Raw genomic sequence first — 25,593 nt, forward strand, 5'->3', positions numbered from 1 at the left:
CGCAGGCGAACGGGCACGCGCTACGACCGCCACGTCGGCTTGCGCTTCTCCAGGAACGCATCGATCCCTTCGCCGGCGTCCTCTTCCATCATGTTGCGCGCCATCACGTCGCCGGCATACGCGTAGGCTTCATCGAGCGGCAACTCGCGCTGCCGATAGAACATCTGCTTGCCGTAGCGCACCGCGGCCGGGCTCTTCGCGACGATCTCCGCGACCTTGCGCGCGACGGCCGCATCGAGCGCATCCTCGGGCACCGACTCGTTGACGAGCCCCCACGCGGCGGCCGTCGCCGCATCGACGAAACGCCCGGTCACGAGCATGTCGAACGCGCGCTTCGTGGTGACGTTGCGGCTCAACGCGACGGCCGGCGTCGAACAGAACAGCCCGACGTTGATGCCCGACACCGCGAAGCGCGCGGTGTCGGCCGCAATCGCAAGGTCGCACGCGGCGACGAGCTGGCAGCCGGCCGCCGTGGCGATCCCCTGCACGCGCGCGATCACCGGCACCGGCAGTGCGCGCATCGCGAGCATCACGCGGCTGCATTGCGCGAACAGCGTGCGGTAGTAATCGAGTTCGGGCTTGCCGCGCATCTGCCGCAGGTCGTGGCCCGCGCAGAACGCCTTGCCCTGCGCGGCGAGCACGACGCAGCGCACGTGCGGATCGGCGGCCAGCGATTCGAACGCATCGTGCAGGCTCGAGAGCATCGCCTCCGACAACGCGTTGAACTGCTGCGGCCGGTTCAGCCGCAGCGTGACGACGCCGTCGTGCGCGTCGCGCAGCAGGATGGGTTCCTCTGAAGCGGGATTCGAGTCCATGACGCCCCCATTCGAAAAAATCACGATGCGATAACGCACCAATATAGTCCAACGAGGAGGTCCGTGGAGCCGGTTGCCGCGCCGGCCCGGCCGTGCTTCAGCCCGCGAGCTTCTTCAGCGCGTCGAGCACCGCATCGCCCTTGAACGGCTTCACGATCCAGCCCTTCACGCCAGCGGCCTTGCCGCGCTCCTTCATCGCCGGGCTGCTTTCCGTCGTCAGCATCACGATGTTGACCGACGCGTTCGCCAGTTCGCCGCGGATCTTCTCGACCATCGTCAGGCCGTCCATGTTCGGCATGTTCACGTCGCTGATCACGAGGCGCACGCCGGGCGTCGCCTTGAGCTTCGCAAGCCCGTCCTTGCCGTCCACCGCCGTCGCGACGTCGAGCCCGTGATTGCGCAGGAAACCCGCGACTTCATCGCGCACCGTGCCCGAATCGTCGACCACCAGAATCTTTGCCATGCCGTGTTCCTCTTTCGTTGTGACTACTTCAACCTTCAAAACAGTTCGAGTTCGCCCGATTCGACCATCGGCCCCACGTCCTGCACCGATTCGCGGAAATCCTCCGGCGACCAGCTCAGGCTGAACACGAAACGCTGATCGAGCTGCACCGATCGCCCCGAGGCGGCGTCGGTCATCCGGTACTTGAAACAGAGCTGCGGACAGTCGCCGCCGAACGAAATGAACTTCTGCTTGTGATTGACGACGAGCGGCACCTGCACCGGATGGCGCGCGAGCGCCTCCGCGTCGCCGAGATAACGGTTCTTGAACGCGCCCCACACGAGGTTGGTCAGCTCGCCGAGCAGGCTGTTCACGTCGCGGAAGTCGGGCGCGCGGCCGTCGTCGCGCGTGCCGCCGATCATGTCGAGCAGCGGCTGCTCGCTCGTCTGCAGCAGCATGTAGCCGCGGCACCACGCGCTTTCGAGCGCGATCAGGCTGAACACTTCGCCGAAGATGATCTGGTCGCGCACGATGCACGGCGTGTCGCGCTCGATCGTCATGCCCGGGAACAGACTGTCGAGCCGCGCCTCGGTGATCTCCGAGATGCCGCGCACGAGCGCGTTCGGATAGTCCCGGCCGAACAGGTATTCGCCGATCGCGCGCGCGAGCGGCGTCATGTCGTCGGCGACGTAGGCCGCGCACGCGACGCGCGCGAGCGCGTCGGGCAGCCCGTCGCGCGACGCGTCCGACGCACGGCGCAGGATGATCGGCAGCTCCGGCCGCAACGCGTCGATCTGCGTCGCGACGATCGCGCTCTCGGCCGGCGAGCCGCCGTAGTCCTCGGCGAGCAGGATCGCGCCGAGATCGATGTTCGAGCGCAGCACCTTCAGCAGCCGGTTGCGCCGCACGGTCAGGCCGACGAGGTTGTGCTCGTCGCAGAAGCGCTTGATCGTCGCCGCATGCGCGGGGCTGTCGTCGAGCACGAGCACCTTGCTGACGGGTTGGTCTACGGTCATCTCGTGAAGTCCTCGAAATCGGTCAAAACAGTTCGAGCTCGCCGCCCGTGTCCACGCTCGCCGCTTCCGGCACGTGGAAATCGACCGGCGCGTTCGCGCACACGCACAGCGTCGCGCCGATCCGCACGTCGCCGTCGAGCGTCACGTCGTACGCGGCCACGTGATCGGGATTCAGCGCCGGCAGGTAGTCGATGCTCGCGCCGCTCAGCAGGTAAGGCGTCGACATCCCGAGATCGGGGAACGGCGCGGTCAGCGCCTGGTTGATCGCGCCGCAACACAGGTTCGCGACTTCCATGAACGCCTCGGGTAGCGGCCGCTGCGCGCTCGCGCCAGATGCGGCCGCGGCGAAATGACGGCGCGTCGGCGCGTCATCGCGAAAGCGCAGCGCGAGCAGCAGCCGGAAATGCAGCGCCGAGATCGTCAGGACAACGACGTGCTCGGAAACCGTCGGCGTCGTGCGCGACCTCATGCGCGACGGATCGTGCGACGCGTCGTGCGCATCGCCCGCGGCCGGCCGGATCTCGCAGGCGCCGCCGGACGCGAGCCGCGTGCGCGCCGCATCGAAGAAGATCCGCTCGAAACTGGCCCGGGCCTGCGCGCCGATCACGCCGCCGCTCCTTCGAGCCGCGCATGCAGTTGCCCGGCGAGCGTCTCGACCGTCGCCAGCGCGGCCGTGATCATCTTGCCGCCGGCCTGGATGTCCTGGAACGTCGCGGCCGTCACGAGATCGTTGCGGTTCAGGCTGTCGCGATAGCTGTTCGACAGTTGCTGCGAGCGCGCGGCGAGCCCGCGCACCTCGCTCGCGACGATCGAGAAGCCGCGTCCGGCCGCGCCCGCGCGCGCAGCCTCGATCGACGCGTTCAGCGACACGATCGACACGTGCGCGACGATCGCCGACAGTTCCTGGTTCTTCGCGCGCATGTCCTGGTTCTGCGTGGTCAGCGAGATCATCTGCTCGTGCCAGCGCTCGAACGTGCCGGCCAGCCCGCGCAGCCGCGCCGCTTCGTCGGCGAGCTTCGTCGCCTGCTGCGACAGCGCCGCGCGCTCGGCCGCGAGCGCCTGCAGCGCGTCGCGCTGCTCGCCGGCGCCGGCCGCGTCGCGGGCCCGCGTTTCCTCGAGTTGCGCCTCGCGGCGCGCCCATGCCTGCGCCGCTTCCGTCTGCGCGGCGACGGCTGCGTCGGCACGCGCGTCGGCCGCGCCGAGGGCATCGCGCAACGCATCCGCTTCGCGCGTGAACGCGGCAACGAGCCGCGCTCGCATCACGCGACACACGATCGCGGCGATTGCCGCGACCACCAGGCCGCCCGCCAGCGCGGCGCCGATCGGGATCATCCATGCTTGCACGATCACTCCGCCACGTCGACGTTCGCGATGCCGGCGCGTGCGTGCGGCTCGGCGGGGTGCGCGGCGCCGTCCGCCGCGAAGCGCGCCGGCAGCGACACGATCGTCTCGAACGCGCGATACGGCGAGCCGACGCGATCGTCGGTGAAGCGCAGCGCGATGTCGCCGCCGTCGCGCTTCAGGAAGTTGCGCACCGCGTCCATCCCGACGCCGCGCCCGGACACTTCGGTCACGGCACGCGCGGTCGAGAAGCCCGGACGGAAGATCAGTCCGGCCACCGCTTCGTCGGTCAGCGCGGCTTCGTCGCCGGCGTCGATCCACCCGCGCTCGCGCGCGATCCCGCGAATCCGGTCGAGCGCGAGACCGCGGCCGTCGTCGCCGAGCACGAAACGCAGCGCACCGTCCTCGACGTCGACCGCGATGTCGATCTTGCCGGCCGGCGCCTTGCCGGCCGCGCGACGCTCGTCGGACGTTTCGATCCCGTGGTCGATCGCGTTGCGCAACAGGTGCATGAACACGTTCTTCAGCGTCGCGCCGATCTCGCCGCGCACGCGATGGCCGTTGCTGTCGATATGCACGACGGGCGCCGGCTTGCCGAGTTCGGCCGCGAGCGACGGCAGCGATTCGATCACGCCGCCCAGCGCGTCGCCGATGCCCTGCGTGCCGAACTGGCTCAGCAGGCGGCGCACCGAATCGCGCGCCGCGAGCCAGTCGCCCGCGTTCGCCGGATCGGCGCCGTCGAGCATGCGCAGGCTCTCGCGGATATGCGCGCGCTCGACCATCAGGTAGTCGCCGCCGCCCGGCCCCGCCGGCTCGCCGTGCCGGCCGAGCGTGACCGCGTTGATCGTCGCGTAGTGATCGACCGCCTCGCGCACGCGGGCCAGGTCGTCCATCAGCGCATCGCGGTTCCACTCGGGGCCGCCGTCCGCGCGGCGCAGCGATTCGTACGCCTGCTCCGCTTCATGCACGATGTTGGTCAGGTGCTGAAGGCTGTACGTGCGCGCATTGCCCTTGATCGTGTGCATGTTGCGGAACAGCGCCGCGACGATCGAGTGATCCGCGCGTTCGTGCTGGCGGATCATCCGCTCGTTCTCGCTGAGGAAGCCCTTCGCGCTGTGCACGAAGTCATGGAACTTGTCCTGGCTGATCGACAGAATCTCGCCGATCATCTCGAGGCGGCGCTGCTGCTCGCCGGCCTGCGCGGTCAGCTCGCGGATCTCGGTCACGTCGCGCACGCACAGCATCAGCCGCACGACCGTGTCGGTCTCGTCGGTGATCGCCGACCAGCTCAGGTCGAGCCATTTCTCGCGGCCGTCCGGCATCCGCTTGGCGACTTCGTTGACGAGCAGGTGCTCGTTGAACGCGAAGTTCATGCTGTCCTCGCCGAGGCACGCATGCACGGCCGCGTCGACCTGCGAGCGCGCGTCGGCGCCGATGCTCGAATCATCGAACACGAGCGCCATCAGGTCGCGTCCGGCGATGTCGCTCGTCTCGAAGATGGTCTCGAGGTACGCCGAATACTCCGCATGCACGACGCCGCCTTCGACGACGGTCAGGATCCCTTGCTGCATGTTCTGCAGCATCGCCTGGATGTCGGCCGTCTTCTGCTTCAGTTGAGCGGCGTTCTCCTGGATCTTCTCGATCATCCCGTTGAACGCGACGATCGAATGACCGATCTCGTCCATCCGGCCCACCGGCACGCGGCGCGTGAAGTCCTGGCTCGTCGCGATTTCGCTCATCGCCGTCTGCATCCCGATCAGCGGGCGCGCGATCTGGCGGTACAGCACGAAGCCGAGCGCGGTCAGCAGCACGACGACGGTGCCAGCGACCGCCGCGATCGCGGTCGCCGTGGTCGACAGCATGCCGTTCAGCGCGCGGATCGCGTCGTCCTTCTGGCGGTTCTTCTCGACGCGCAGCGTGTCGACGATGCTTTCGAGTTCGTCGCGATATTGCGCGACGTTCGCGAACAGGTAGGCCTGCGCCATCTCCGGCTTGCCGTCGGCCTTCATCTTCCCGGTGTCGTCGATCGTCGCGAAGTAATTCGCGGCGCTGTCCTTCGCCTGCGCGACGAGGCCTTGCTGCGCCTGCCCGACCGCCGACCTGGCCTGCGCGTCGAGCGCCGCGCGCAGTGCGGCCTGTTTTGCCTTCAGCTCGTCGCGCGCCTGCGCGGCGGTGTTCGCGTCGGGCGCGTACACCAGCGTCATCGTCGCGATCTGGATGTTCTTCACATCGGCGACGAGATCCGCCGACGCGAGCGCGCTCGGCACGATTCCCTGGGTAACCTGACGCACCTCGGACGCGCTCTTGCGCGTCTGGTACACGGCGTACACGCCGATCGCGGACAGCGCGAAAAACGTCAGGACGACTAGCAGCGTAATGCGATGACGGATGGTCATGTGTACAGCTCCCCGCAGCGATCCGGCTTCGATCGCCCTTTGGTCTATTGAAAGAATGTGAGCGCCGAATTATCGGGGATGGTGTATGACTGTCCGATGACCGAAAATCAATCGGTCATTGAGGAAATCGCAATGGTCAATTGCGGCGAGAAAATCCTAAAGTTTTTCCCGGATCGGCCGTTAATCTCCTGCCTGTATGGCCCGCCTGGGCTGCCCGGCAGCGTACAACAAACGAATCCGGATATTTATTCTTCTATTCACGAATCCGGCAATTCAATCCGGTCGAATACCGGAAAAACGTTTGCGCATTATCTTGCGAAGCGGATCGTCATGCAGCCCCTCATGCATCCCTTTACGCACGATAGCGAATTCAATGACGCGCGGCGTCTCACCGGCCCGGTCATCGCCGCTCACGGATCGAGCGCGATACCGCCCCTGCGAGCCCGGCCGCTCGCGAACGCCATCCGCGCCGATTGCCACACGACTTGCACTGCGGTCAGTTTTCGCGCGCCGCCGCGAGCCAATCCTCGACCTGCAGCTCCGAGACCCGCTCAAACTCGCGCGTGTTGTGCGTGACAAGCACCAGGCGTCGCGCTCGCGCCTGTCCTGCGATCAATGCATCGTATGGCCCGATCGGTGTTCCCACCGCGGCCAGTTGCGCACGGATTTCCCCGGCATGCTGAGCATCTTCCGCATCGAACGACACGACCTCGAACTGAAGCCCCTCGACGCGTGCCAGATTCGCTGCCGCTCTCTGACTCTTGTACGCCCCGTAATAGAGTTCATGCGCGACGATCGCGGGAATTCCGAAATCCGCAGGTTGATGGCTACGCAATCGGGCCAGCATGGCCTGTTCGCCTTTCAGAATCGCGATTACCGCGTTGGTATCCAGCAGAAATTTCATTCAAACACGTCCAGCCCTGGACGCTCTTGAGCGGCAGGCTCGGTTGCCGCGGCGGCCTCGAAATCGGCGTCAACCGGGCCGATCAACGGTGTCAGCCATGCCCAGTCTTGCGGCACCGGTTCGAGAATGACAGACGCGCCGTGCCGACGAATCCGGACCTCCGTGGTATCGAAGCGGAAATCCTTCGGCAAGCGGACGGCCTGCGATCCACCATGCTTGAAAATCTTGGCAGTCTCCATCTCCCAACCCCACGTATCTACAAAACGTATCTATTTTATCAACTATGGGTTGCGATGACGAGTCATCCGGCCGGCATATTGACCATAACCAGTCGCCTACCGGCAAATTTCCTCGTCCATGGCACAAGTAGCCGACCCCAATATCCGACACCGCGGGCCCCGCATTCACTCCAGACAGGAAACAATCAATCGCCAGCCGGCGATTCACGTCGCCGTCCGCGCGTTCTAGACTGTCGGCTCATTCCCCTCTCGGACCCACGCGATGACCGACGTCCTGTCGCTGACCACCGACGCCGAATCCGGCCTCCAGTACCGGCTGCGCCCGGCCGCCGGCCGCCCCGCGGGCCGCCTGTTGCTGCTGCACGGCGTCGGCGGCAATGAAACCAACCTGCTGAACCTGGCCGACACGATCGATCCGCGTATCGAAATCGCCTTCGTGCGCGGGCCGCTGACATTCGGCCCCAACCAGCATGCGTGGTTTCCGGTGCGCTTCGGCCCGAACGGCCCGGAAATCGATGCGGCCCGCGCGGAGGCGAGCCGTGTGCAGCTGATTGGGCTGTTGCGTGCGTTGCGCGCGCCGGACGCCGCCACCGACACTCCGGACGTGCCCACCGTGATCGCCGGTTTCAGCCAGGGCGGCATCATGAGCGCGAGCGTCGCGCTCACGTCGCCGGCCGACGTCACCGCATTCGCGGTGCTGTGCGGGCGCATCCTGCCCGAGATCGATCCGCTGATCGCGTCGCGCGATGCATTGAGCCGGCTGCACGCGCTGGTGATGCACGGCCGCTTCGACGACAAGCTGCCGCTCGCGTGGGCCGATACGGCCGACGCGAAGCTGACGGCCCTCGGCGTCGCGCACGACACGCGGCTCTACGACACCGGCCACGAACTCACGGCGCCGATGGCCGGCGACTTCAGCCGCTGGGTCGGCGCGCGTGTCGGATTGAACTGAGCGCAGCGGGCGGTCGACCGCCCGTGCGCATCGTCGGACATCGTCAGACGTTGCTCGCCGGATCGGCGATGGCCGGTGCGGCGCTTGCCCGCTCGCGCGCGGCACCGCGCTTCGCGAGCTTCCAGCCGATCACGAGCGCGAGCACGACCACCGGAATCATCCCGACGGTCCACGTGCCGCCTGGGTAATCGAACGCCATCAACACGAGCACGCTGGCGAGAAACCCGAGCGTGAGCCACGACGTGAACGGTGCGCCGGGCATCCGGAACGACACGGGGCTCAGCTCGCCGCGATTGACCGCGCGGCGGAACAGGATCTGGCACATCACGATGAAGCCCCAGGTCGTGATGATCCCGAGCGACGCCATGTTCAGCACGATCTCGAACGCCTGCGCCGGCACGATGTAGTTCAGCGGCACGCCGATCGCGTTGACCGCGACCGTGACGAGGATCCCGCCGTACGGCACGCCGCGCGCGTTCATCCGCGACACGAAGCGCGGCGCCGAGCCGCCCATCGCGAGCGAACGCAGCACGCGCCCGGTCGAATAGAGGCCGGAGTTCAGGCTCGACAGCGCGGCGGTCAGCACCACGACGTTCATCACCGTGCCGACGTACGGCACGCCGAGCTTGCCGAAGAACGTCACGAACGGGCTTTCGTGCGCGCTGTACGCGGTCCACGGCAGCAGCATCGTCAGCAGCACGACCGAGCCCACATAGAACAATGCGATGCGCCACATCACGCTGTTGATTGCCTTCGGCAGCACCTTGCGCGCATCCGCGGTCTCGCCCGCCGCGACGCCGACGAGCTCGATGCTCGCATACGCGAACACGACGCCCTGCACGATCAGCACCGCCGGCAGGATGCCGTGCGGAAAGATCCCGCCGTGATCCGCGATCAGGTGCAGCCCCGGCATCTGGCCGGCGACCGGATGGCCGCTCGCGAGGAACACGGCGCCGACCCCGAGGAACAGCGCGAGCGTGCCCACCTTCACGATCGAGAACCAGAACTCCATCTCGCCGAACACCTTCACGCCGATCATGTTCATCACCGACACGATGCCGAGCGCGCCGAGCGCGAACACCCACTGCGGCACGTCCGAGAACGCGGCCCAGTACTTCATGTAGATCGCGACCGCGGTGATGTCGACGATGCCGGTGGTCGCCCAGTTCAGGTAGTACATCCAGCCCGCGACGAACGACGCGCGCTCGCCCATGAATTCTCGTGCGTACGACACGAACGCGCCGCTGGTCGGCCGGTGCATCACCAGCTCGCCGAGCGCACGCATGATCAGGAATGCGAATACGCCGCACACGAGATACACGACCGCCAGCGCGGGCCCCGCGCTCTGCAGGCGGCCGCCCGCGCCGAGAAAGAGGCCGGTGCCGATCGCACCGCCCATCGCGATCATCTGCACGTGGCGCGGCTTCAACTGTTTCGCATAGCCGGCTTCGTGCGACGCGAACATCGCATCGCGCTCGGCATGACGGGAATCCGCGCCGCCGGCCGTGTCGGCCGGGCGCTCGCTGACGTGCTTCATGGTGTGTCTCCGTTTCTTGATGTGTGGCGCCCGTCGACGGGGCGCTGCGGTAACGGGCGCGCGCGGGCCGCCGACGGCATGCGCCGGCGCCGCGCGGCCGGAATCAGTACGCGCGCGGACGGATCAGCGCTTCGGGCTGCAGCGCTTCGTCCAGTTGCGCGACGGTCATCAGCGCGCGCTCGAGCACGACTTCGCGGATCGACTTGCCACTCGCGTGCGCCTCGGCGGCCACGGCGGTCGCGCGCTTGTAGCCGATGTACGGGTTCAGCGCGGTCGCGAGCGCGACCGATCGCTCCATCGTGTCACGCAGCCGCTCGGGGTTCGCGGTGATCCCGCTCACGCAGCGGCCCGCGAGCGTCGTGCAGGCGGCCGTCAGGTGACTGAAGCTGCGGAACAGCGCGCTCGCGATCACCGGCTCGAACGCGTTGAGCTGAAGCTGGCCGGCCTCGGCGGCGAACGTCACCGTCAGGTCGTTGCCGAACACTTCGAACGCGACCTGGTTGACGACCTCCGGAATCACCGGGTTCACCTTGCCCGGCATGATCGACGAGCCGGCCTGCACCGGCGGCAGGTTGATCTCGCCGAACCCGGCGCGCGGGCCGCTCGACAGCAGCCGCAGGTCGTTGCAGATTTTCGACAGCTTGACCGCGATGCGCTTGAGCACGCCGGAAATCTGCACGAACGCCCCGCAGTCCTGCGTCGCCTCGATCAGGTTCGGCGCGGTGCTCAGGTCCAGGCCGGTGATGCGGCGCAGCGCGGCCAGCGCCTTCTCCGCGTACTGCGGATGCGCGGTGATGCCGGTGCCGATCGCGGTCGCGCCGAGATTGATCTCGCGCATCAGCCAGCCGGCTTCCTGCAGGCGCGCGATGTCTTCCGTCACCATCACCGCGTAGGTCGAGAATTCCTGGCCGAGCGTCATCGGCACGGCGTCCTGCAACTGCGTGCGGCCGAGCTTCAGGAGATCCGAGAACGCGTCGGCCTTCTCCGCGAACGCATCGCGCAGGCGCGCCATCGCCTCGAGCAGATGCTCGACCGCGAAGCAGGTCGCGATCCGGATCGCGGTCGGATAGACGTCGTTGGTGCTCTGCGCGAGATTGACGTGCTCGTTCGGATGCAGGTATTCGTACTGGCCGCGCGTGTGTCCCATGATTTCGAGCGCGCGGTTGCAGATCACCTCGTTCGCGTTCATGTTGGTCGACGTGCCGGCGCCGCCCTGGATGATGTCGACCACGAACTGGTCGTGCAGCCGGCCTTCGCGGATCTCCACGCACGCGGCGGCGATCGCGTCGCGATACGCGGCCGGCAGGAGCCCGAGCTCGCAGTTCGCGTCGGCGGCGGCTTCCTTCACGGCCGCGAGCGCCATGACGAAGTACGGCAGCGACGCGATCGTGCGCCCCGAAATGTCGAAGTTCTCCTTGGCGCGCAGCGTGTGGACGCCGTAGTACGCCTCGTTCGGAATGCTTCGTTTCCCTAAAAGATCCGCTTCGACGCGAAAGCCGTTTGCCGTCATGGTGTCCCCTCCAGAATTGTCCCGTGCCGCCACGGAAACCGGCTGCGCTCGCCGCTTCCCGGGACGACGGGATCGCATTCTATGCCTTTGCATAAAGAAGCTCGCTTCTGTATTATCGAAAGCGGTTTTGCGTGGGACGCAACAATGAGAGACGAATGAAAGCCATGGCGAGAGACACCGGCCTCGATCACCTGGGCGCGATGCGCGCGTTCGTGCGTGTGGTCGAAATGGGGAGCTTTTCCGCGGTCGCGAAGGAGATGCACGTGTCGACGTCCACCGTCGCGCGCAAGATCACGGCGATCGAAGAGGCGCTCGGCGTCGCGCTGCTGCACCGCTCGACGCACAGCGTGACGCTGACGGAGGCCGGCCATATCTATCTGGAACGCGCGGTCACGCTGATCGCCGATCTCGACGACACGCTGCGCGTCGTCGCGGAGCTCAATGCGCAACCGAGCGGCCCGCTGAAGCTCACCGCCCCGGTCGCGTTCGGCCGCCGCCATCTCGCGCCGCTGATCGCGCCGTTTCTCGCGCGTTACCCGACGATCCAGCTCGACGTGCGGCTCACCGACAACCACAACGACCTCGTCGCCGGCGGTTACGATCTCGACATCCACGAAGGCGAGAACTATCTGGACAACCTGGTCGTCCACCGTCTGTCGCGCAACGACAGCATCCTGTGCGCGACGCCCGGCTATCTCGACCGCTGCGGGCGGCCCGAGACGCCCGACGACCTGCTGCATCACAACTGCCTGCGCTACGTGCATCCCGAAGGCGATCCGCGCTGGGAACTCGTGCGCGGCGACGCGCGGCACAGCGTGCTGCCGGCCGGCAACCTCATCACCGATCATTCGGAGCTGCTGCTGGAGGCGACCTGCGCGGGGCTCGGCGTCGCCGAGTTCGAGATCTGGCTGGTACGCGACCTGCTCGCGAGCGGCCGGCTCGAAGCCGTGCTGCCGCGCTATCGGCTGCACAACAAGCTGACGGGCGAGCACATCTACATCGCGTATCTCGCGAACCGGCGCAGCTCGGCGAAGCTGCGCGTGCTGAAGGACTTTCTCGCGGACCATCTCGCGCATATCGGCGAGCTGTCGGAAGTCGAACTGATGAAGATTCGCGACGCGGGTGCGTAGCGGCCGCGCCGTTCAGCAGGCAGGTACCGATGCCGCATGCAACGCCCGCATGCGGCATCGACGCGTCGATGCGCTACCTATCGTCAGGCAGCCTGCAATTCGAACGGGAACGTCGCGTGCCCGACCTCGACGCCCTGCGTGTTCAGCATCCGCGGCCGGTGGAACGCGGCGAGCCGCGCGCGCTGCGCGTCCGTGCCGATCCGCAGCCGTTCGAGCAGTTCGCTGACCATCATGTACAGCACGTCGATGTTGCCGTCCTCGATCTTCACCGAGATGCCGAGCGCGCCGTCGGCGCCGAGCTCCCGCGTGCGCGCCGACGCGCGTACGCCGATCCCGTAGCACGCATCCGCGCCGAGCTTGCCGACGACCTGCCCTTCGAACGCGTCCATCAGCACCGTGCAGTAGCGCCCTTCGCCGGCGACCAGCTCCGGATGGGCCGTCATCGCGTGATGAATGCGCGCCAGCGCGCGCACGCGATCGGTCGCCGCCGCGCCGCGGGCTTCCAGCGTATCCGCGCCGTCGGCCACCGACGCGTAAAGACGCGCGAGGCGATCGAGCGGGAACGCCGGCGTCGGCAGGTTGCAGCCGTCGATCGCCCAGTCGACCTCGTCGTCGCGCAGGCCGCACGCGTTCGCGACCACCTGCTTCACGCGCACCTGCATCGGATGCTCCGGCAGATGGTAGTCGGCGATCGCGGCGCCGATCGCCCGCGCGCCGGCCAGCATCCCGACGTGCTTGCCCGAGCAGTTGCTGCACACGCCGGTCGGCGTGTAGTCGCGCTTGATCCACGACCGGTACACCGCGTCCGACAACGGTGCATGGCCGCCGCAGCGCAGATCCGACTCGTGCGCGTCGACCTTCGCCAGCATCGCCCGCGTGCGCGCGATGTGCCGCTCCTCGCTGCTGTGCGACGCGCACATCAGCGCGATGTCCGCGTCGTCGAAACCGAACCGCTCCGGCGCGCCCGTCTCGATCACGGACAGCGCCTGCGCCGGCTTCGCCGCCGAGCGCGCGAGCGTCATCCGGAACGGATCGCCGAGCCTGAACAGCAGCTTGCCGCCGGCATCCACCACCGCCACATCGGCGACGTGCGTGTTCTCGATCGCATTGCCGCGGTACGTGACGACCGCTGCGCGTTGGGTGTCCATCTTGTGCTGTCTCCTTCGTCGGGCCTGATTGCCGGGGCCCGTGCAACCGGTACGGCAGTGTATCGATTTGCCGCCGGGTCGCGCCGCTCGGCCGATGGAAAGTGGTGTTGCGCCGGATGCAAAGCCGGCGCAGCAATCCCCGTCGAAGCGACTACGCGTCGAGCGCCAGCAGCGCGAACGTCGCGAGCCAGTGCTCGCCCATGTAGTCGCCGGCCACGTGCGCGAGCGCGCTCGCGAGATGCCGGTCGGCCGCATCGAGCAGCTTCGCGCGCCGCGCATCGCCTTCCGGCAGCGCGCCGGCAAGCGAGCGCTGGCACCATGCACGGCTCAGGTTCAACCCGTCCAGATGCGCGATCTTGCCGTCGCTGCGGTCGCTGACCGTCGCCGGCACGAACAGCGTCGCCGGCTCGCCGCGCGCGAGACCGGGCAGGAACCGCGCGAACCAGCCGTCGAATTCTCCGGCCGACAGCACGCGCCGCATCAGCTCCGCCTCCATCAGCGCGGGCGACAGGAACTCGTCGCCCGACGGCTCCCACGCCTGGCATGCGACATCGTTCAGGTGCCAGCGTTTCGCCGTATCGACGATCAGCGCCGCGAGCCCGTCGCGCTGCGTCGCGCGTGCGAAGTCGAGCGTGAGCGCGAGCGCGAACGCGGTGTTGAAGTGCGTGCCGACGCGCAGCGGATAGGTCGCCTTCGGCAGGAATGTCTCGAAGCGCGCGACGAACAGGTCGGTGAGCGGCGCCATCGTCTTCGCCCAGCGGGCGGCCTGCGGCACCACGCCCTTCAGCGCGAGCCGCTCCAGCTGCGCGGACAGCGCGAGCAGCCACGCCCATCCGTAAGGCCGCTCGAAGCCGCTGTTGTGCGGCAGCGCGAGGTACGCGCGTTCGCCAGCGACGTTCGCGTCGGTGAAATGCGCGTCGACGACGGCGATGATGGGCTCGGCCTCCGGCAGCGCCGGATAGCGTTCGAGCACGCGCAGCACGAGCCAGTAGCCGTGCACGCACGAATGCCAGTCGTAGCTGCCGTAGAAGATCGGGTGCAGCGCGCGCGGCCCCTGCACGTCGTGCGGGCCTTCGAGCGAATGCGTGAGCTTGTTCGGATATTCGCGGGTCAGGTGCGCAAGCGCGAGCGACGCGAATTTCGATGCGAGTTCGGGAGTCAGTCGGTCGGTCATGGGCACCTCGTCAGAAGCGGAATACGAACGCGTACATCAGCAGCGTGTTCACGGCCAGCAGCAGCACGGCGGTCGGCCACTGCGCCTTGATCACGCCGTTCTTGTCCTTCAGTTCGAGCAGCGCCGCGGGCACGATGTTGAAGTTCGCGGCCATCGGCGTCATCAGCGTACCGCAGAAGCCGCTCAGCATCCCGATCGCGCCCATGATCGCCGGGTTGCCGTGAAATTGATGGACGATCAGCGGCAGGCCGATGCCGGCCGTCATCACCGGAAACGCGGCGAACCCGTTGCCCATGATCATCGTGAACAGCGCCATGCCGACCGTGTAGGCGGCGACGACGGCGAACGGCGAGTCGATCGGCACCCAGTCCTTCACGAGCCCGGACACCACGCCGCCGACGCCCGCGATCGCGAACAGCGCGCCGAGCGCCGCGAGCATCTGCGGCAGGATCGCGGCCCAGCCGACCGCGTCCATCGTGTGGCGCGCCTCCTTCAGCGCGTGCACCGGTGAATCGCGCAGCATCGCGAGCGCGACGGCGAACGCGACGAGCGTGCCGAGCACGAGCGAGATCAGCGTCACGCTCTTCGGATCGACGAACGGCACGAGCTTCAGCGCGAACGTGCCGATCAGCGTGACGACGGGAATCAGCAGCGCCGGCAGGAACAGCCTGTTGCCGAAGCGCAGCGCCTTCGCGTCGCGCCGCGCGGCCGCCGCGTCGCCGGCTTCGTCCGACTTGCCGCGTCCGAGCTTGCCCGAGCCCGCGATCAGCGCGAGCGCGATCGCGAGACAGCCCATCACGAAGTGCGGCAGCAGCGCGCCGAACAGGAACGTGAGCGCGTAGATCGCCCAGAACGCGAAATTGAACACGCGACGCGGGTTCGTGCGATCCGTCAGGTTGAAGCACGCGAACGCGGCGAACATCAGCCCGGCGAGCGTATAGAGCGGTTCGAGGCCGATCATCGCGCGCCCTCCCGCCCGAAGGCGCCGAAGCCGCGCGACAGCCGGCGGTCGAGCAGCGCGAGCCGCGTGCAGTGGATCAGCAGCGCGGCGATCGCGGTCGGGATCGCCCAGACCGACAGGTGCAGCGGCTCGATCGCGATGCCGTTCTGTTCGAGAAAGCCCTTGATCAGCAGGATCGACTGGATCGCGATGAAGATGTCCTCGCCGAAGAACACGGCGACGTTGTCGGCGGCCGACGCGTGCGCGCGGATCTGCTGGCGCACCGACTCCGGCAGCTCGCCGTGCTGGCTGACGGCGGCGGCCTCGGCCATCGGCGCGATCAGCGGCCGCACCATCTGCGCGTGCCCGCCGAGCGACGTGAGGCCGAGCGCGGCCGTCGCCTGGCGCAGCACGAAATACAGCATCAGCACGCGGCCGGTGGTCGCCGCCTGCACGCGCGAGATCATCCGCTTCGCCTGCTCCTTCAGGCCATTGCGCTCGAGCAGCGCGATCACCGGCAGCGTCAGCCAGATCAGCCCCATGTAGCGGTTGTCGGTGAACGCCTTGCCGAACGCGCTGACGATGTCGACAAGATTCATCCCGCCCGCCAGCCCCGTCGCGAGGCCCGCGATCGTGACCACCAGCAGCGCGTTGAAGCGCAGCGCGAAACCGATCACGACGATCGGCACCCCAATCAGCACCAGCATTGCTCCTCCTTGTGATGGTTGCGCGACGCCGTCAAGACGCGCCGCCCCCGCCCGGTTTCGACCGGTTTCAGGTCGCAAAATCTAGCACGAGACTTTATCGATAAAAAGTCGACAATTTGGTGCTTCGGGTAAACGTTGAAACCGGTACGACGGTGCGCCACCGGTGTTACGGCGGTGTTTTCAGAGGTGCCGACCGGAACGGCCCGCGCCGCACGCCCTGCTCCCGCCGCGCATGGCGGAGCGCCGGTACGCCGACTACACTGGAAGGCATTGGCAACGTTGGGGAGAGCCGCCATGATTGACGTATTCCAGACCATCGGCAGCCGTGAGTTCTCCGCTCATCTGGCGAAGGACGGGATGGTGACGCTGATGGAACAACGCCATGAAGTCGACCGCGTGACGCTCGCGACCGCCTATGCCGCGCTCGTGGAAGAATCCGAGCAGGAAGCCGACCTGCTCGACGCGACCGTCGAAGGAATGATGCGCGCGCTGATCCAGGGGTACGCGCGCAGCCATTGATGGCGCGGCCCCGCGTCTTCGGCCCGCAGCGGGGTCGCGCCGCACCCGCACTGCATCGGCCTCGGCATCGACCGCAAACTTGCGGTAGACAACGCGTGCCCGCTCTCGAGCCGTCGATTCGGTCCCACCTCGCGGCCCTCGCGCCCGTCGTCGTTCGGCCGCGCGGACGCCAAAAATGGCCGCCTCTCCCTAGAGGAAAGGGTCAGAACGACGCAATGCGCAATTTTTTCGATTGCCGCCGCTCGCGCCGCATGACAGCATGCGGGGCGTTGCCAATCGAAAAGAATTCCGTGCCGTTCGCCCGCCGATACCGTTCGGCGGCGCCGACCCGGCACTGCCTTCCATGAACCCGGCCCATCTCCAACACTACGAACCGACCGGAGTATCCCGCTTGTGAACATCGGCATCGTCAACGACCTCCCGCTTGCCGTCGAGGCGATGCGCCGTGCGATCGCGCGCCGGCCCGAGCATCGCGTGCTGTGGGTCGCGACCGACGGCGCGCAGGCCGTCGACCTGTGCGCCACGCAACCGCCCGACGTCGTGCTGATGGACCTGATCATGCCGAAGTGCGACGGGATCGAGGCGACGCGGCGGATCATGCGCTCCGGCCGCCCGTGCGCGATCCTGATCGTGACGAGCTGCATCGGCGCGAACGCCTGGCGCGTGTTCGAAGCGATGGGCGCCGGCGCGCTCGACGCGGTCGACACGCCCCGCCTCGGCGAAGGCGCGGCCGGCGACACCGCCCGGCTCCTGCTCGCGAAAATCGACCAGATCGGCCGGCTGCTCGACGCGCCCGGTGGCGTCCGCACGGCCGGCACGACCACGCGCGCGAGCGGCGGCCCGCTGATCGCGATCGGCGCGTCCGCCGGCGGCCCCGGCGCGCTCGCGTCGATCCTCGGCAGCCTGCCGGCCAACTTCAGCGCGCCGATCGTGATCGTCCAGCACGTCGATCGCGCGTTCGCCGAAGGGATGGCGCAATGGCTCGACGGCCAGACGCCGCTGACCGTGCGCGTCGCGCGCGAAGGCGACCGCCCGCAGCCGGGCGTCGCGCTGCTCGCGGCGACCGACGATCACCTGCGCATTACGCGCGCCGGCACGCTGGAATACACGCGCGAACCGGCCGCCACGCCGTACCGGCCGTCGGTCGACGTGTTCTTCAACAGCCTGACCGAGCACTGGCCGGGCCGCGTGATCGGCGTGCTGCTGACCGGCATGGGACGCGACGGCGCGATCGGCCTGAAGGCACTGCGCATGAAGGGCTACCACACGATCGCGCAGGACGAGGCGACCAGCGCCGTCTACGGGATGCCGAAAGCGGCCGCGACGCTCGGCGCGGCACGCGCGATCCTGCCGCTCGAACGTATCGCGGGCGAGCTGGCGGCACTCGCGCGGATCTGAGCCCGATGAACTCCCGTCACACCCCTCGCGGCCAGGGCGCAACCCGGCATCCATCATGACCAGCGACCTCTCCCGCCCGTCCGGCGGCCTGCACGCGGCGTTCGACGCCGGCCCCACGCCGCACGCAGACGCTCCCGCGATGGTCCTGCTGGTCGACGACCAGACGATCGTCGCGGAAGCCATCCGGCGCGCGCTCGTCGACGAGGACGGCATCGACTTCCACTACTGCCCGCGCTCGGACGACGCGCTCGCGACCGCGATCGAGACGCGGCCGACGGTGATCCTGCAGGATCTCGTGATGCCCGGCACCGACGGGCTGACCCTCGTGAAGGCGTACCGCGCGAATCCGGCGATGCGCGACGTGCCGATCATCGTGTTGTCGACGCAGGAAGAGCCGGTGGTGAAGAGCGCCGCGTTCGCGGCCGGCGCGAACGACTACCTCGTGAAACTGCCCGACCGCATCGAGCTGGTCGCGCGAATCCGCTATCACTCGCGCTCGTACATGAGCCTGCTGCAACGCGACGAGGCCTATCGCGCGCTGCGGCAATCGCAGCAGCAATTGCTCGAGGCCAATCTCGAACTGCGGCGCCTCACGCATTCGGACGGCCTGACCGGGCTATCGAACCGGCGCTATCTCGACGAATATCTGGCGGCCGAATGGCGGCGCGGCGCGCGCGAGCGCAGCGAGCTGTCGCTGCTGATGATCGACGTCGACAACTTCAAGCTGTACAACGACACGTACGGCCACGTGTCGGGCGACAGCGTGCTCAAGCAGGTCGCGTCGACCATCGAGCGCTGTCTCGGGCAGTCCGGCGATCTCGCCGCGCGCTTCGGCGGCGAGGAGTTCGCGGTCGTGATGCCGGCCACGTCGCCGGGCGCCGCGCGGCTGCTCGGCGAGAAGATCCGCCTCGCGATCGAGTCGCTGCGGCTCGAGCACGCGCACTCGTCGACGGGCCGCTACGTGACGATCAGCATCGGCGGCGCGAGCATCGTGCCGGCTGCCGGCGTGCCGACGACGTCGCTGATCGAGGCGGCCGATCGCGCGCTGTATCGCGCGAAGCACGACGGCAAGAATCGCGTGGAGATCGATGCGCCGCCTGCGCGTCCGCCCGGCGGCGGTTTCGCTTGAGCGCCTATACGGTGACGAGCCGGCGCGCGTAGTCGGCCGGATCGAGCGGCCGGCCGAACAGGTAGCCCTGCTGCATGTCGCAGCCGATCTGCTGCAGGAACCACGACTGCGCCTCGGTCTCGACCCCTTCCGCGGTGACCTTCATCCCGAGCGAATGCGCCATCGCGACGACGGCCTGCGTGATCGCGACCGAGTCGCGATGATCGGGCACGCCCGACACGAACGAACGGTCGACCTTCAGGTTATGCAGCGGAAACCGCTTCAGGTACGCAAGCGACGAATAGCCGGTGCCGAAATCGTCGACCGAGATCCGCACGTTCATGTCCGTGAGCGCCTCGAGCATCGGCAGCACGGTGTCCGTGTCGTTCATCAGCAGTCCTTCGGTAATCTCCAGCTCGAGCGCGCCCGGGTCGAGCTGCGTCTGCGCGAGGCAGCGGCCGACCGACTCGACGAGGCCCTCGTGGAACTGCCGCGGCGACAGGTTGACCGCCAGCATCAGGTCGGGCGCGATCGTGCGGCGCCATTCGGCGGCCTGCCGGCAGGCCGTTTCGAGCACCCACTGGCCGATCGCCACGATCAGCCCCGTATCTTCCGCGACCGGGATGAATTCCGTCGGCGACATCGGCCCGAGCTCGGGGCTGGTCCAGCGCAGCAGCGCTTCGGCGCCGACGGTGCGGCCGCTGCGCGCGTCGACGACCGGCTGGTAGGCGAGCCGCAGCGCGTCCGACGAAATCGCGCGGCGCAGCGACTGCTCGATCGCGAAGCGGCGCTGCAGGCGCAGATTCAGTTGCGCGGTGAAGAACGTGAAATGATTGCGGCCGCGCTGCTTCGCGTCGTACATCGCGGAATCGGCGTTGCGCATCAGCGTGACCGCATCGTCGCCGTCGCGCGGCGCGACGCTGATCCCGATCGACACGCCGAGCCAGTACTCGTTGTTCGCGATCGCGAACGGCTTCGCGATCGTGTCGATCACCTCGCGCGCGAGCGCGGACAGTTCGTCGGGATCGTCGCATTGGTCGACGAGGATCACGAACTCGTCGCCGCCGACGCGCGTGAGCGCGTGGCGCCCGCCCGCGCAGGCCGCGAGGCGCGCCGCGACGCTGCGCAGCAGCGCGTCGCCGGCGTCGTGGCCGGCCGTGTCGTTGACCTTCTTGAACCCGACGAGATCGATGAACAGGATCGCGACGCGCGCGGGCCCGGCCGCCGCATCGTGCGTGCCGAACAGCTCGCGCATCCGCTCGGAGAGCCAGCGCCGGTTGTAGAGGCCCGTGAGCGCGTCGCGCGTCGCCAGGTAGCGCAGTTGCTGCTGCGCTTCGCGCACGGGGCCGATGTCGTGAAACGACACGAGCACCGACTCGGGCCGCGTCTCGCCCGGCTTCACGATCGGCACCGCGTTGCCGCGCACCCAGATGATGTCACCGTCCGCGAGCCCGAAGCCGACCGAATAGTCGAGCAGCGGCGTGGCCGTGGTGAACGCGAGCCGGCTCGGCCATTCGTCGGGCGCGATCGGCGTGCCGTCCTCGCGCAGCTTGTACAGGATCACGCTCGACAGCCGGCGCCCGACGAGCTCGCCCTTCACGCGCATCATCCGGTTCGCGCTCGGATTGCTCGCGATTACCACGCCGTCGGGCGACAACATGAGAATCCCTTCGTTCAGGCTGTTGACGACCAGGCGGTGATGCTCCTCGCTGTGCACGAGCTGGCGAGCGATCGAGTCCTGGTGCACCGCGAGGCCGACGCTGTTGCCGATATCGCGCAGCAGGTCGGTTTCCGTGTCGCTGGGCCGCCGCGGCGCGCGGTGATAGACGGCGAACGCGCCGAGCACGGTGCCCGTCTCGTCCAGGAACGGCACCGACCAGCAGGCGCGCAGGCCGAGCGGCAGCGCGAACGCCCGATAGTCGGCCCACAATGGATCGGTTTCGATGTCTTCGACGGCGATCATCCGGCGCTCGTACATCGCGGTGCCGCACGAGCCCGCGGCGGGCCCGATCGACGCGCCTTCGATCGCGGCGCTGTACTGCGCGGGCAGCGACGGCGCGGCGCCGACGTGCACATGCACGCCGTCCGCGTCGAGCAGGAGGATCGTGCACGACGCGCCTTCGCCGAGCAGCGCCTCGGCGCGCCGGCAGACCTCGACGAGCAGTTCCGGCAGCGGTGTGTTGCGCGTGATCAGCCTCAGCACGCTTTGCTCGGACGCGAGGACTTCCGCCGCCAGGCCGAGGCTGTATCGAGAACTTTGCGGTTCGGTATTCAAGTGAATCCTGCCGTCAGTTCGATCGGGTCTGATGCGCCCGATTCGTTAGCGGTCCTGCGTGCCGTTTATCGCTCCGGGTTTACGTGAACCCGATGCGTCCCCATGGGCGCGCGCCGCAACGCGCACCAAAGTACATTTAACACCAATCCACGACGCCCCGCGTATCCATTGCGCATCAGGGCTTACGCGCGGTCGCGGCCGGCATGCATTGTCGAAACGCCATTCATCAGATGATTGCACCACGATGAACCGGCCAGCCGCGTTTGCGGATACGTGATCCAATGTCGTTGAACCCGGCGTCGCGCGCCGCCATGCAGCGCATCGCGCCGTCCTTCACCGATCTTCACGGAGCCCCATGACGAACCCTGCCGACATCAAGGCGCTCGTTTTCGACGTGTTCGGAACGATCGTCGACTGGAGAAACGGCGTCGCGCGCGAAGCCGCCGCGTTCCTGGCGCGCCATGGGGCGGATCTCGATCCGCTCGAATTCGCCGACGCGTGGCGCCGCGAATATTCGCCGTCGATGGAAGAAATCCGCAGCGGCCGCCGCCGCTACGTGCGGCTCGACGTGCTGCATCGCGAGAACCTCGTGCGCACCCTCGACCGCTACGGCATCGACGGCGCGCCCGATGACGAGATCGACGCGCTCAACCTCGCGTGGCACCGGCTCGATCCGTGGCCCGATTCGGTCGCGGCGCTGCAGCGGCTGAAGCAGCGCTACGTGATCGCGCCGCTGTCGAACGGCAACATCCGGCTGATGATCGACGTCGCGAAGCACGGCGGCCTGCCGTGGGACGCGATTCTCGGCGCGGAAGTCGCGCACGCGTACAAGCCGTCGCCGAAGGTCTATACCGATGCGGTCGAGATTCTCGGCGTCGCGCCGGCCGACGTGTGCCTGGTCGCCGCGCACAACGGCGACCTCGCCGCCGCGCGGCAACTCGGGCTGGCGACCGCGTTCGTGCTGCGGCCGACCGAACACGGGCCTAACCAGACGACGGACCTGCAAGCGGACGACGCGTGGGACTTCGACGTCAGGGACCTGCACGAACTCGCGGACCAGCTCGGTTGTCCGGGTTGAGCCCACGCGCGCCCGAACGGACGGTCACGACGTAAACGTGCAGGTCGTCACGTCGGCCCGGTTGCGTTCGTTGTTGTAGCTGATCGTCGTGATCGGATTGGCGTCGTCGAACCACGTCGGCTCGCGTGTCGCGACTTCGAGCACGAAGGGCTGGTCGGCAAAGGCGGTCTGTTGCTTGACGCTCGTGATCTTCATGCTGACGCGGCCCATGCTGCCGCTGCCGGTGATGATCTGCCCGACCGCGAGCCCAGTCGGATCGGCATTCGCCGCGACGATCAGGATTGCTGTTTTCTTCTTCATTGCACACCTCCGGATGACAGGACATGCGGGACGCCGGGACGCCAGATGCGCGGCCCGCCCCGCGAAGCCACTATGTCAAACCGGTACGCGGCGCGAAATCCGTCGATCGACACGGGACGAAACGCCCGTGACGCACCGCTTCGCTCACGGCGTGCCGTCCGAGTTCTCCCCGACGAATCTCAACGCCCCCGACTCCCCCATCAACAACGCCCGATTCGCATCAGCCGCCGCGCGCAGGTAATCCCATAGCGCCGTCACCCGCCGCAGCTTGCGCAGATCCTCGCGACAGGTCAGCCAGAAGCACCGCGTGACCACCACGTCGTCCGGCAGCACCGGCACCAGCGCCGGCTGCGTGGCCGCCATGAAGCACGGCAGGATCGCGAGCGCGCCGCCCTGCAGCGCGGCGAACACCTGCGCGATCACGCTCGTCGTGCGCAACCCGGCCGTCGCGCCGGGCACCGCACGCTCCAGGTACAGCAGCTCGCTGCTGAACGCGAGATCGTCGACGTAGCTGACGAACGCATGCCGCGCGAGATCGTCGGTGCAGGTGATCGGCGCATGGTTCGCCAGGTAGTCGCGCGTCGCGTAGAGCCGCAACTGGTAGTCGCACAGCTTCGTGACCACGTAAGGCCCGCGCTCAGGCCGCTCGAGCGTGATCGCCAGGTCGGCCTCGCGCTTCGGCAGGTTGACGAAATGCGGGACGGGCAGCAGGTCGACCGTCACATGCGGATGCGCGACGCGAAACCGCGCGAGCTGCGGCGCAAGAAAGAAGCAGCCGAACCCTTCGGTCGACCCGATCCGCACGTGGCCCGACAGCGCGCCGCCGGTGTTCGCGACCTGGTCGCACGCGGATTGCACGGTCGTCTCCATCGCGTCCGCATACGCGACGAGCCGCTGCCCCTCGGCCGTCAGCGTGAAGCCGCCGGAGCGCGACTTGTCGAACAGCAGCGTGCCCATCGCGGCCTCGAGCGCGCGAATGCGCCGCGCGACGGTCGTGTAGTCGACGCCGAGCCGCTTCGCCGCGCCGCTCGCGCGCTGCGTGCGCGCGACTTCGAGGAAGAAGCGCAGGTCGTCCCAGTTCAGATTGCCGGAAACCGGCTCGGGGGTGTGTCGCATCGGCAGGCGTCTCCAGACCGGCTGTCGATATGCAGAAATGCATATCCAACCGGTTTTCTTGTACGTACATCGTGGATCAGCGCATAACTATACTCGACCGTGACCTGCGGACCATGAGCCGCGGGCATCCAATACGGAGACACCATGCAGACCCGATCCACCCTCGATGAGCATGCAAGCGTCGCGACGCCGGCGCCCGAGCGCACCGCGCGGCATTACCTGCTGGCCGGCTGGGCCAGCATGGCCGGCACGACGATCGAGTGGTACGACTTCTTCCTCTACGGCACCGCCGCCGCGCTCGTATTCAACCGCATCTTCTTTCCGTCGCTGGACCCCGTCGTCGGCACGCTCGCCGCGTTCGGCACGTTCGCGGTCGGCTTCATCGGCCGACCGATGGGCGGCATCGTGTTCGGTCACTTCGGCGACCGCATCGGGCGCAAGTCGATGCTGATGATCACGCTGCTGCTGATGGGCGTGCCGAGCATGATCATCGGGCTGATCCCGTCGTACGACAGCATCGGCTACTGGGCCGCCGCCCTGCTGATCGCGATGCGCTTCCTGCAGGGGATGGCGGTCGGCGGCGAATGGGGCGGCGCGGTGCTGATGGCCGTCGAGCATGCGCCGAAGGGCCGCAAGGGGCTGTTCGGCAGCCTGCCGCAGACGGGCGTCGGGCTCGGGCTGATCCTGTCGTCGGTCGCGATGGCCGCGGTGGCCGCGCTCCCGGACGCCGACATGCTGTCGTGGGGCTGGCGCGTGCCGTTCCTCGCGAGCATCGCGCTGGTCGGCCTCGGCTGGTTCATCCGCGCGAAGGTGCCGGAGTCGCCGGACTTCGAGAAGATCCAGCGCCAGGGCAAGGCCGAGAAGTCGCCGGTGACGGCCGCGCTGCGCCGCCATCCGCGCGAAGTGCTGACGATCGTCGGCGCGCGCGCCGCCGAGAACACCTGGTTCTACATGGTCGTCACGTTCGCCCTCGCGTATGCGACGCAGCAGCTGCATCTGCCGAAGGCCGAGATGCTGCATGCGATCACGGCCGGCGCGGCGCTGTCGCTCGTCACGATGCCGCTGTGCGGGCATCTCAGCGACCGCATCGGCCAGCGCAGGATGTTCGCGATCGGCCTCGTGCTGATGTGCGCGTTCGCCGCGCCGTTCTTCATGATGCTCGGCACACAGCAGACGTCGACCGCATGGTGGGCGATCGTGCTCGGCCTCGGCGTCGTGTTCCCGATTCTTTATGCGCCGGAGGCGCTGCTGTTCGCGCAGCAGTTCCCGGCGGAAATCCGCTACAGCGGCATCTCGCTGTCGGTGCAGCTCGCCGGCGTGATCGGCGGCGGCTTCGCGCCGATGATCGCGACGTCGCTGCTCAAGGCCGGCGGCGGCCAGCCGCACTACGTGATCGCCTACCTCATGGGCTTCGGCGTGTTCGCGCTCGCCTGTACCGCGCTGATGCGCCCGGCGCGCGCATGAGCGCATCGAAGCACCGCCCGCATTGACCCGCTTCCTGTTCGACCTGTCGTCCGCCGCGGCTGCACGCGCGACGGACGCAGGCCC

Annotated in this window: 24 protein-coding genes; 7 read left to right on the forward strand and 17 right to left on the reverse strand. The window is 67.9% G+C overall.

Features of this window, described 5'->3' with window-relative positions; translation table 11 throughout:
* Positions 1–20: 20 nt before the first annotated feature.
* From FFI87_RS24945 to FFI87_RS24985, 8 genes are all read right to left on the reverse strand, one after another.
* Positions 21–815 (reverse strand): enoyl-CoA hydratase, encoded by a 795-nt coding sequence (locus FFI87_RS24945; RefSeq protein ID WP_138848656.1) that lies wholly within the window; start codon positions 813–815, stop codon positions 21–23.
* Positions 816–912: 97 nt separating this feature from the next.
* Positions 913–1,278, reverse strand: a complete 366-nt coding sequence (locus FFI87_RS24950) for a response regulator (RefSeq protein WP_006759394.1) — start codon at positions 1,276–1,278, stop codon at positions 913–915.
* 35 nt (positions 1,279–1,313) lie between these two features.
* Positions 1,314–2,273, reverse strand: a complete 960-nt coding sequence (locus FFI87_RS24955; RefSeq protein WP_138848655.1) for a chemotaxis protein CheX — start codon at positions 2,271–2,273, stop codon at positions 1,314–1,316.
* A 22-nt stretch (positions 2,274–2,295) separates the two neighbouring features.
* On the reverse strand, positions 2,296–2,880 hold the full coding sequence (locus FFI87_RS24960; protein ID WP_138848654.1) for a hypothetical protein: 585 nt from the start codon (positions 2,878–2,880) through the stop codon (positions 2,296–2,298).
* Positions 2,877–3,617 carry a methyl-accepting chemotaxis protein gene (locus tag FFI87_RS24965; RefSeq protein ID WP_138848653.1) on the reverse strand — a complete coding sequence of 247 codons (741 nt, stop codon included), beginning with the start codon at positions 3,615–3,617 and terminating at the stop codon, positions 2,877–2,879. Before FFI87_RS24965 ends, FFI87_RS24960 begins: the two co-directional genes overlap by 4 nt.
* A 2-nt stretch (positions 3,618–3,619) precedes the next feature.
* Positions 3,620–6,010, reverse strand: a complete 2,391-nt coding sequence (locus FFI87_RS24970) for an ATP-binding protein (protein WP_138848652.1) — start codon at positions 6,008–6,010, stop codon at positions 3,620–3,622.
* A gap of 496 nt (positions 6,011–6,506) precedes the next feature.
* The gene (locus tag FFI87_RS24980; protein WP_138848650.1) at positions 6,507–6,914 is read right to left on the reverse strand and encodes a type II toxin-antitoxin system VapC family toxin; all 408 of its coding nucleotides are present in this window, start codon (positions 6,912–6,914) and stop codon (positions 6,507–6,509) included.
* The gene (locus FFI87_RS24985) at positions 6,911–7,153 is read right to left on the reverse strand and encodes an antitoxin (protein WP_011658485.1); all 243 of its coding nucleotides are present in this window, start codon (positions 7,151–7,153) and stop codon (positions 6,911–6,913) included. The genes FFI87_RS24980 and FFI87_RS24985 overlap by 4 nt, the downstream gene beginning before the upstream one ends.
* A 262-nt stretch (positions 7,154–7,415) precedes the next feature.
* Between FFI87_RS24985 and FFI87_RS24990 the strand changes: the two genes are divergently transcribed.
* Entirely contained in the window at positions 7,416–8,105 is a 690-nt protein-coding gene (locus FFI87_RS24990) for an alpha/beta hydrolase (protein ID WP_138848649.1), read from the forward strand.
* Positions 8,106–8,148: 43 nt separating this feature from the next.
* Here the strand turns inward: FFI87_RS24990 and FFI87_RS24995 are convergent, their stop codons facing one another.
* Positions 8,149–9,642 (reverse strand): amino acid permease, encoded by a 1,494-nt coding sequence (locus FFI87_RS24995; RefSeq protein ID WP_138848648.1) that lies wholly within the window; start codon positions 9,640–9,642, stop codon positions 8,149–8,151.
* 103 nt (positions 9,643–9,745) lie between these two features.
* Positions 9,746–11,152, reverse strand: a complete 1,407-nt coding sequence (gene aspA / locus FFI87_RS25000; protein WP_012365787.1) for an aspartate ammonia-lyase — start codon at positions 11,150–11,152, stop codon at positions 9,746–9,748.
* 155 nt (positions 11,153–11,307) lie between these two features.
* On the opposite strand from aspA, the gene FFI87_RS25005 reads away from it, so the two are divergent.
* Positions 11,308–12,282, forward strand: a complete 975-nt coding sequence (locus FFI87_RS25005) for a LysR family transcriptional regulator (protein ID WP_138848647.1) — start codon at positions 11,308–11,310, stop codon at positions 12,280–12,282.
* A gap of 83 nt (positions 12,283–12,365) precedes the next feature.
* On the opposite strand, the gene FFI87_RS25010 is transcribed toward FFI87_RS25005, so the two are convergent.
* The 4 genes from FFI87_RS25010 to FFI87_RS25025 all read right to left on the reverse strand — a co-directional run bounded on the left by FFI87_RS25010 (position 12,366) and on the right by FFI87_RS25025 (position 16,251).
* Complete coding sequence (locus tag FFI87_RS25010) at positions 12,366–13,430, reverse strand: asparaginase (RefSeq protein ID WP_138848646.1); 1,065 nt, start codon at positions 13,428–13,430, stop codon at positions 12,366–12,368.
* A gap of 151 nt (positions 13,431–13,581) precedes the next feature.
* On the reverse strand, positions 13,582–14,604 hold the full coding sequence (locus tag FFI87_RS25015; protein ID WP_138848645.1) for a DUF2891 domain-containing protein: 1,023 nt from the start codon (positions 14,602–14,604) through the stop codon (positions 13,582–13,584).
* A 10-nt stretch (positions 14,605–14,614) separates the two neighbouring features.
* Positions 14,615–15,565 carry a DUF979 domain-containing protein gene (locus FFI87_RS25020; protein WP_138848644.1) on the reverse strand — a complete coding sequence of 317 codons (951 nt, stop codon included), beginning with the start codon at positions 15,563–15,565 and terminating at the stop codon, positions 14,615–14,617.
* Positions 15,562–16,251, reverse strand: a complete 690-nt coding sequence (locus FFI87_RS25025) for a DUF969 domain-containing protein (protein WP_138848643.1) — start codon at positions 16,249–16,251, stop codon at positions 15,562–15,564. Before FFI87_RS25025 ends, FFI87_RS25020 begins: the two co-directional genes overlap by 4 nt.
* Positions 16,252–16,545: 294 nt before the next feature.
* Between FFI87_RS25025 and FFI87_RS25030 the strand changes: the two genes are divergently transcribed.
* The 3 genes from FFI87_RS25030 to FFI87_RS25040 all read left to right on the forward strand — a co-directional run bounded on the left by FFI87_RS25030 (position 16,546) and on the right by FFI87_RS25040 (position 19,297).
* Positions 16,546–16,770, forward strand: coding sequence for a hypothetical protein (locus FFI87_RS25030; RefSeq protein ID WP_011658476.1), 225 nt, complete (start codon positions 16,546–16,548; stop codon positions 16,768–16,770).
* Positions 16,771–17,163: 393 nt separating this feature from the next.
* Positions 17,164–18,168 (forward strand): chemotaxis response regulator protein-glutamate methylesterase, encoded by a 1,005-nt coding sequence (locus tag FFI87_RS25035; protein WP_138848642.1) that lies wholly within the window; start codon positions 17,164–17,166, stop codon positions 18,166–18,168.
* A 55-nt stretch (positions 18,169–18,223) separates the two neighbouring features.
* A complete protein-coding gene (locus FFI87_RS25040) occupies positions 18,224–19,297 on the forward strand; it encodes a diguanylate cyclase domain-containing protein (RefSeq protein ID WP_138848641.1) in 1,074 nt (357 codons plus the stop codon).
* A gap of 4 nt (positions 19,298–19,301) precedes the next feature.
* On the opposite strand, the gene FFI87_RS25045 is transcribed toward FFI87_RS25040, so the two are convergent.
* Positions 19,302–21,551, reverse strand: a complete 2,250-nt coding sequence (locus FFI87_RS25045) for a putative bifunctional diguanylate cyclase/phosphodiesterase (RefSeq protein ID WP_138848640.1) — start codon at positions 21,549–21,551, stop codon at positions 19,302–19,304.
* A gap of 355 nt (positions 21,552–21,906) precedes the next feature.
* Here FFI87_RS25045 and FFI87_RS25050 point away from each other — a divergent pair, with 355 nt between their 5' ends.
* Positions 21,907–22,629, forward strand: a complete 723-nt coding sequence (locus FFI87_RS25050; RefSeq protein ID WP_138848639.1) for a haloacid dehalogenase type II — start codon at positions 21,907–21,909, stop codon at positions 22,627–22,629.
* Between the two features lie 24 nt (positions 22,630–22,653).
* Here the strand turns inward: FFI87_RS25050 and FFI87_RS25055 are convergent, their stop codons facing one another.
* Positions 22,654–22,929: a hypothetical protein gene (locus tag FFI87_RS25055; protein WP_138848638.1), complete on the reverse strand. Its 276-nt coding sequence runs from the start codon at positions 22,927–22,929 to the stop codon at positions 22,654–22,656.
* Between the two features lie 144 nt (positions 22,930–23,073).
* Positions 23,074–24,045 (reverse strand): LysR family transcriptional regulator, encoded by a 972-nt coding sequence (locus tag FFI87_RS25060; protein ID WP_138848637.1) that lies wholly within the window; start codon positions 24,043–24,045, stop codon positions 23,074–23,076.
* Between the two features lie 144 nt (positions 24,046–24,189).
* Here FFI87_RS25060 and FFI87_RS25065 point away from each other — a divergent pair, with 144 nt between their 5' ends.
* Positions 24,190–25,509 (forward strand): MFS transporter, encoded by a 1,320-nt coding sequence (locus FFI87_RS25065; RefSeq protein ID WP_012365775.1) that lies wholly within the window; start codon positions 24,190–24,192, stop codon positions 25,507–25,509.
* Positions 25,510–25,593: the final 84 nt, after the last annotated feature.

The organism is Burkholderia sp. KBS0801 (genome assembly GCF_005937855.2).
Lineage (GTDB): Bacteria > Pseudomonadota > Gammaproteobacteria > Burkholderiales > Burkholderiaceae > Burkholderia > Burkholderia ambifaria.

Excerpts from the sequence above, each read along its gene's own strand:
- FFI87_RS25050 (WP_138848639.1), top strand. The coding sequence starts at position 21,907 with ATGACGAACCCTGCCGACATCAAGGCGCTCGTTTTCGACGTGTTCGGA.
- FFI87_RS24980 (WP_138848650.1), bottom strand. The coding sequence starts at position 6,914 with ATGAAATTTCTGCTGGATACCAACGCGGTAATCGCGATTCTGAAAGGC.
- FFI87_RS25060 (WP_138848637.1), bottom strand. The coding sequence starts at position 24,045 with ATGCGACACACCCCCGAGCCGGTTTCCGGCAATCTGAACTGGGACGAC.
- FFI87_RS25010 (WP_138848646.1), bottom strand. The coding sequence starts at position 13,430 with ATGGACACCCAACGCGCAGCGGTCGTCACGTACCGCGGCAATGCGATC.
- FFI87_RS24945 (WP_138848656.1), bottom strand. The coding sequence starts at position 815 with ATGGACTCGAATCCCGCTTCAGAGGAACCCATCCTGCTGCGCGACGCG.
- FFI87_RS25025 (WP_138848643.1), bottom strand. The coding sequence starts at position 16,251 with ATGCTGGTGCTGATTGGGGTGCCGATCGTCGTGATCGGTTTCGCGCTG.
- FFI87_RS24970 (WP_138848652.1), bottom strand. The coding sequence starts at position 6,010 with ATGACCATCCGTCATCGCATTACGCTGCTAGTCGTCCTGACGTTTTTC.
- aspA (WP_012365787.1), bottom strand. The coding sequence starts at position 11,152 with ATGACGGCAAACGGCTTTCGCGTCGAAGCGGATCTTTTAGGGAAACGA.
- FFI87_RS25020 (WP_138848644.1), bottom strand. The coding sequence starts at position 15,565 with ATGATCGGCCTCGAACCGCTCTATACGCTCGCCGGGCTGATGTTCGCC.
- FFI87_RS25030 (WP_011658476.1), top strand. The coding sequence starts at position 16,546 with ATGATTGACGTATTCCAGACCATCGGCAGCCGTGAGTTCTCCGCTCAT.
- FFI87_RS24985 (WP_011658485.1), bottom strand. The coding sequence starts at position 7,153 with ATGGAGACTGCCAAGATTTTCAAGCATGGTGGATCGCAGGCCGTCCGC.
- FFI87_RS24950 (WP_006759394.1), bottom strand. The coding sequence starts at position 1,278 with ATGGCAAAGATTCTGGTGGTCGACGATTCGGGCACGGTGCGCGATGAA.
- FFI87_RS25065 (WP_012365775.1), top strand. The coding sequence starts at position 24,190 with ATGCAGACCCGATCCACCCTCGATGAGCATGCAAGCGTCGCGACGCCG.
- FFI87_RS25040 (WP_138848641.1), top strand. The coding sequence starts at position 18,224 with ATGACCAGCGACCTCTCCCGCCCGTCCGGCGGCCTGCACGCGGCGTTC.
- FFI87_RS24990 (WP_138848649.1), top strand. The coding sequence starts at position 7,416 with ATGACCGACGTCCTGTCGCTGACCACCGACGCCGAATCCGGCCTCCAG.
- FFI87_RS25015 (WP_138848645.1), bottom strand. The coding sequence starts at position 14,604 with ATGACCGACCGACTGACTCCCGAACTCGCATCGAAATTCGCGTCGCTC.
- FFI87_RS24995 (WP_138848648.1), bottom strand. The coding sequence starts at position 9,642 with ATGAAGCACGTCAGCGAGCGCCCGGCCGACACGGCCGGCGGCGCGGAT.
- FFI87_RS25055 (WP_138848638.1), bottom strand. The coding sequence starts at position 22,929 with ATGAAGAAGAAAACAGCAATCCTGATCGTCGCGGCGAATGCCGATCCG.
- FFI87_RS24955 (WP_138848655.1), bottom strand. The coding sequence starts at position 2,273 with ATGACCGTAGACCAACCCGTCAGCAAGGTGCTCGTGCTCGACGACAGC.
- FFI87_RS25005 (WP_138848647.1), top strand. The coding sequence starts at position 11,308 with ATGAAAGCCATGGCGAGAGACACCGGCCTCGATCACCTGGGCGCGATG.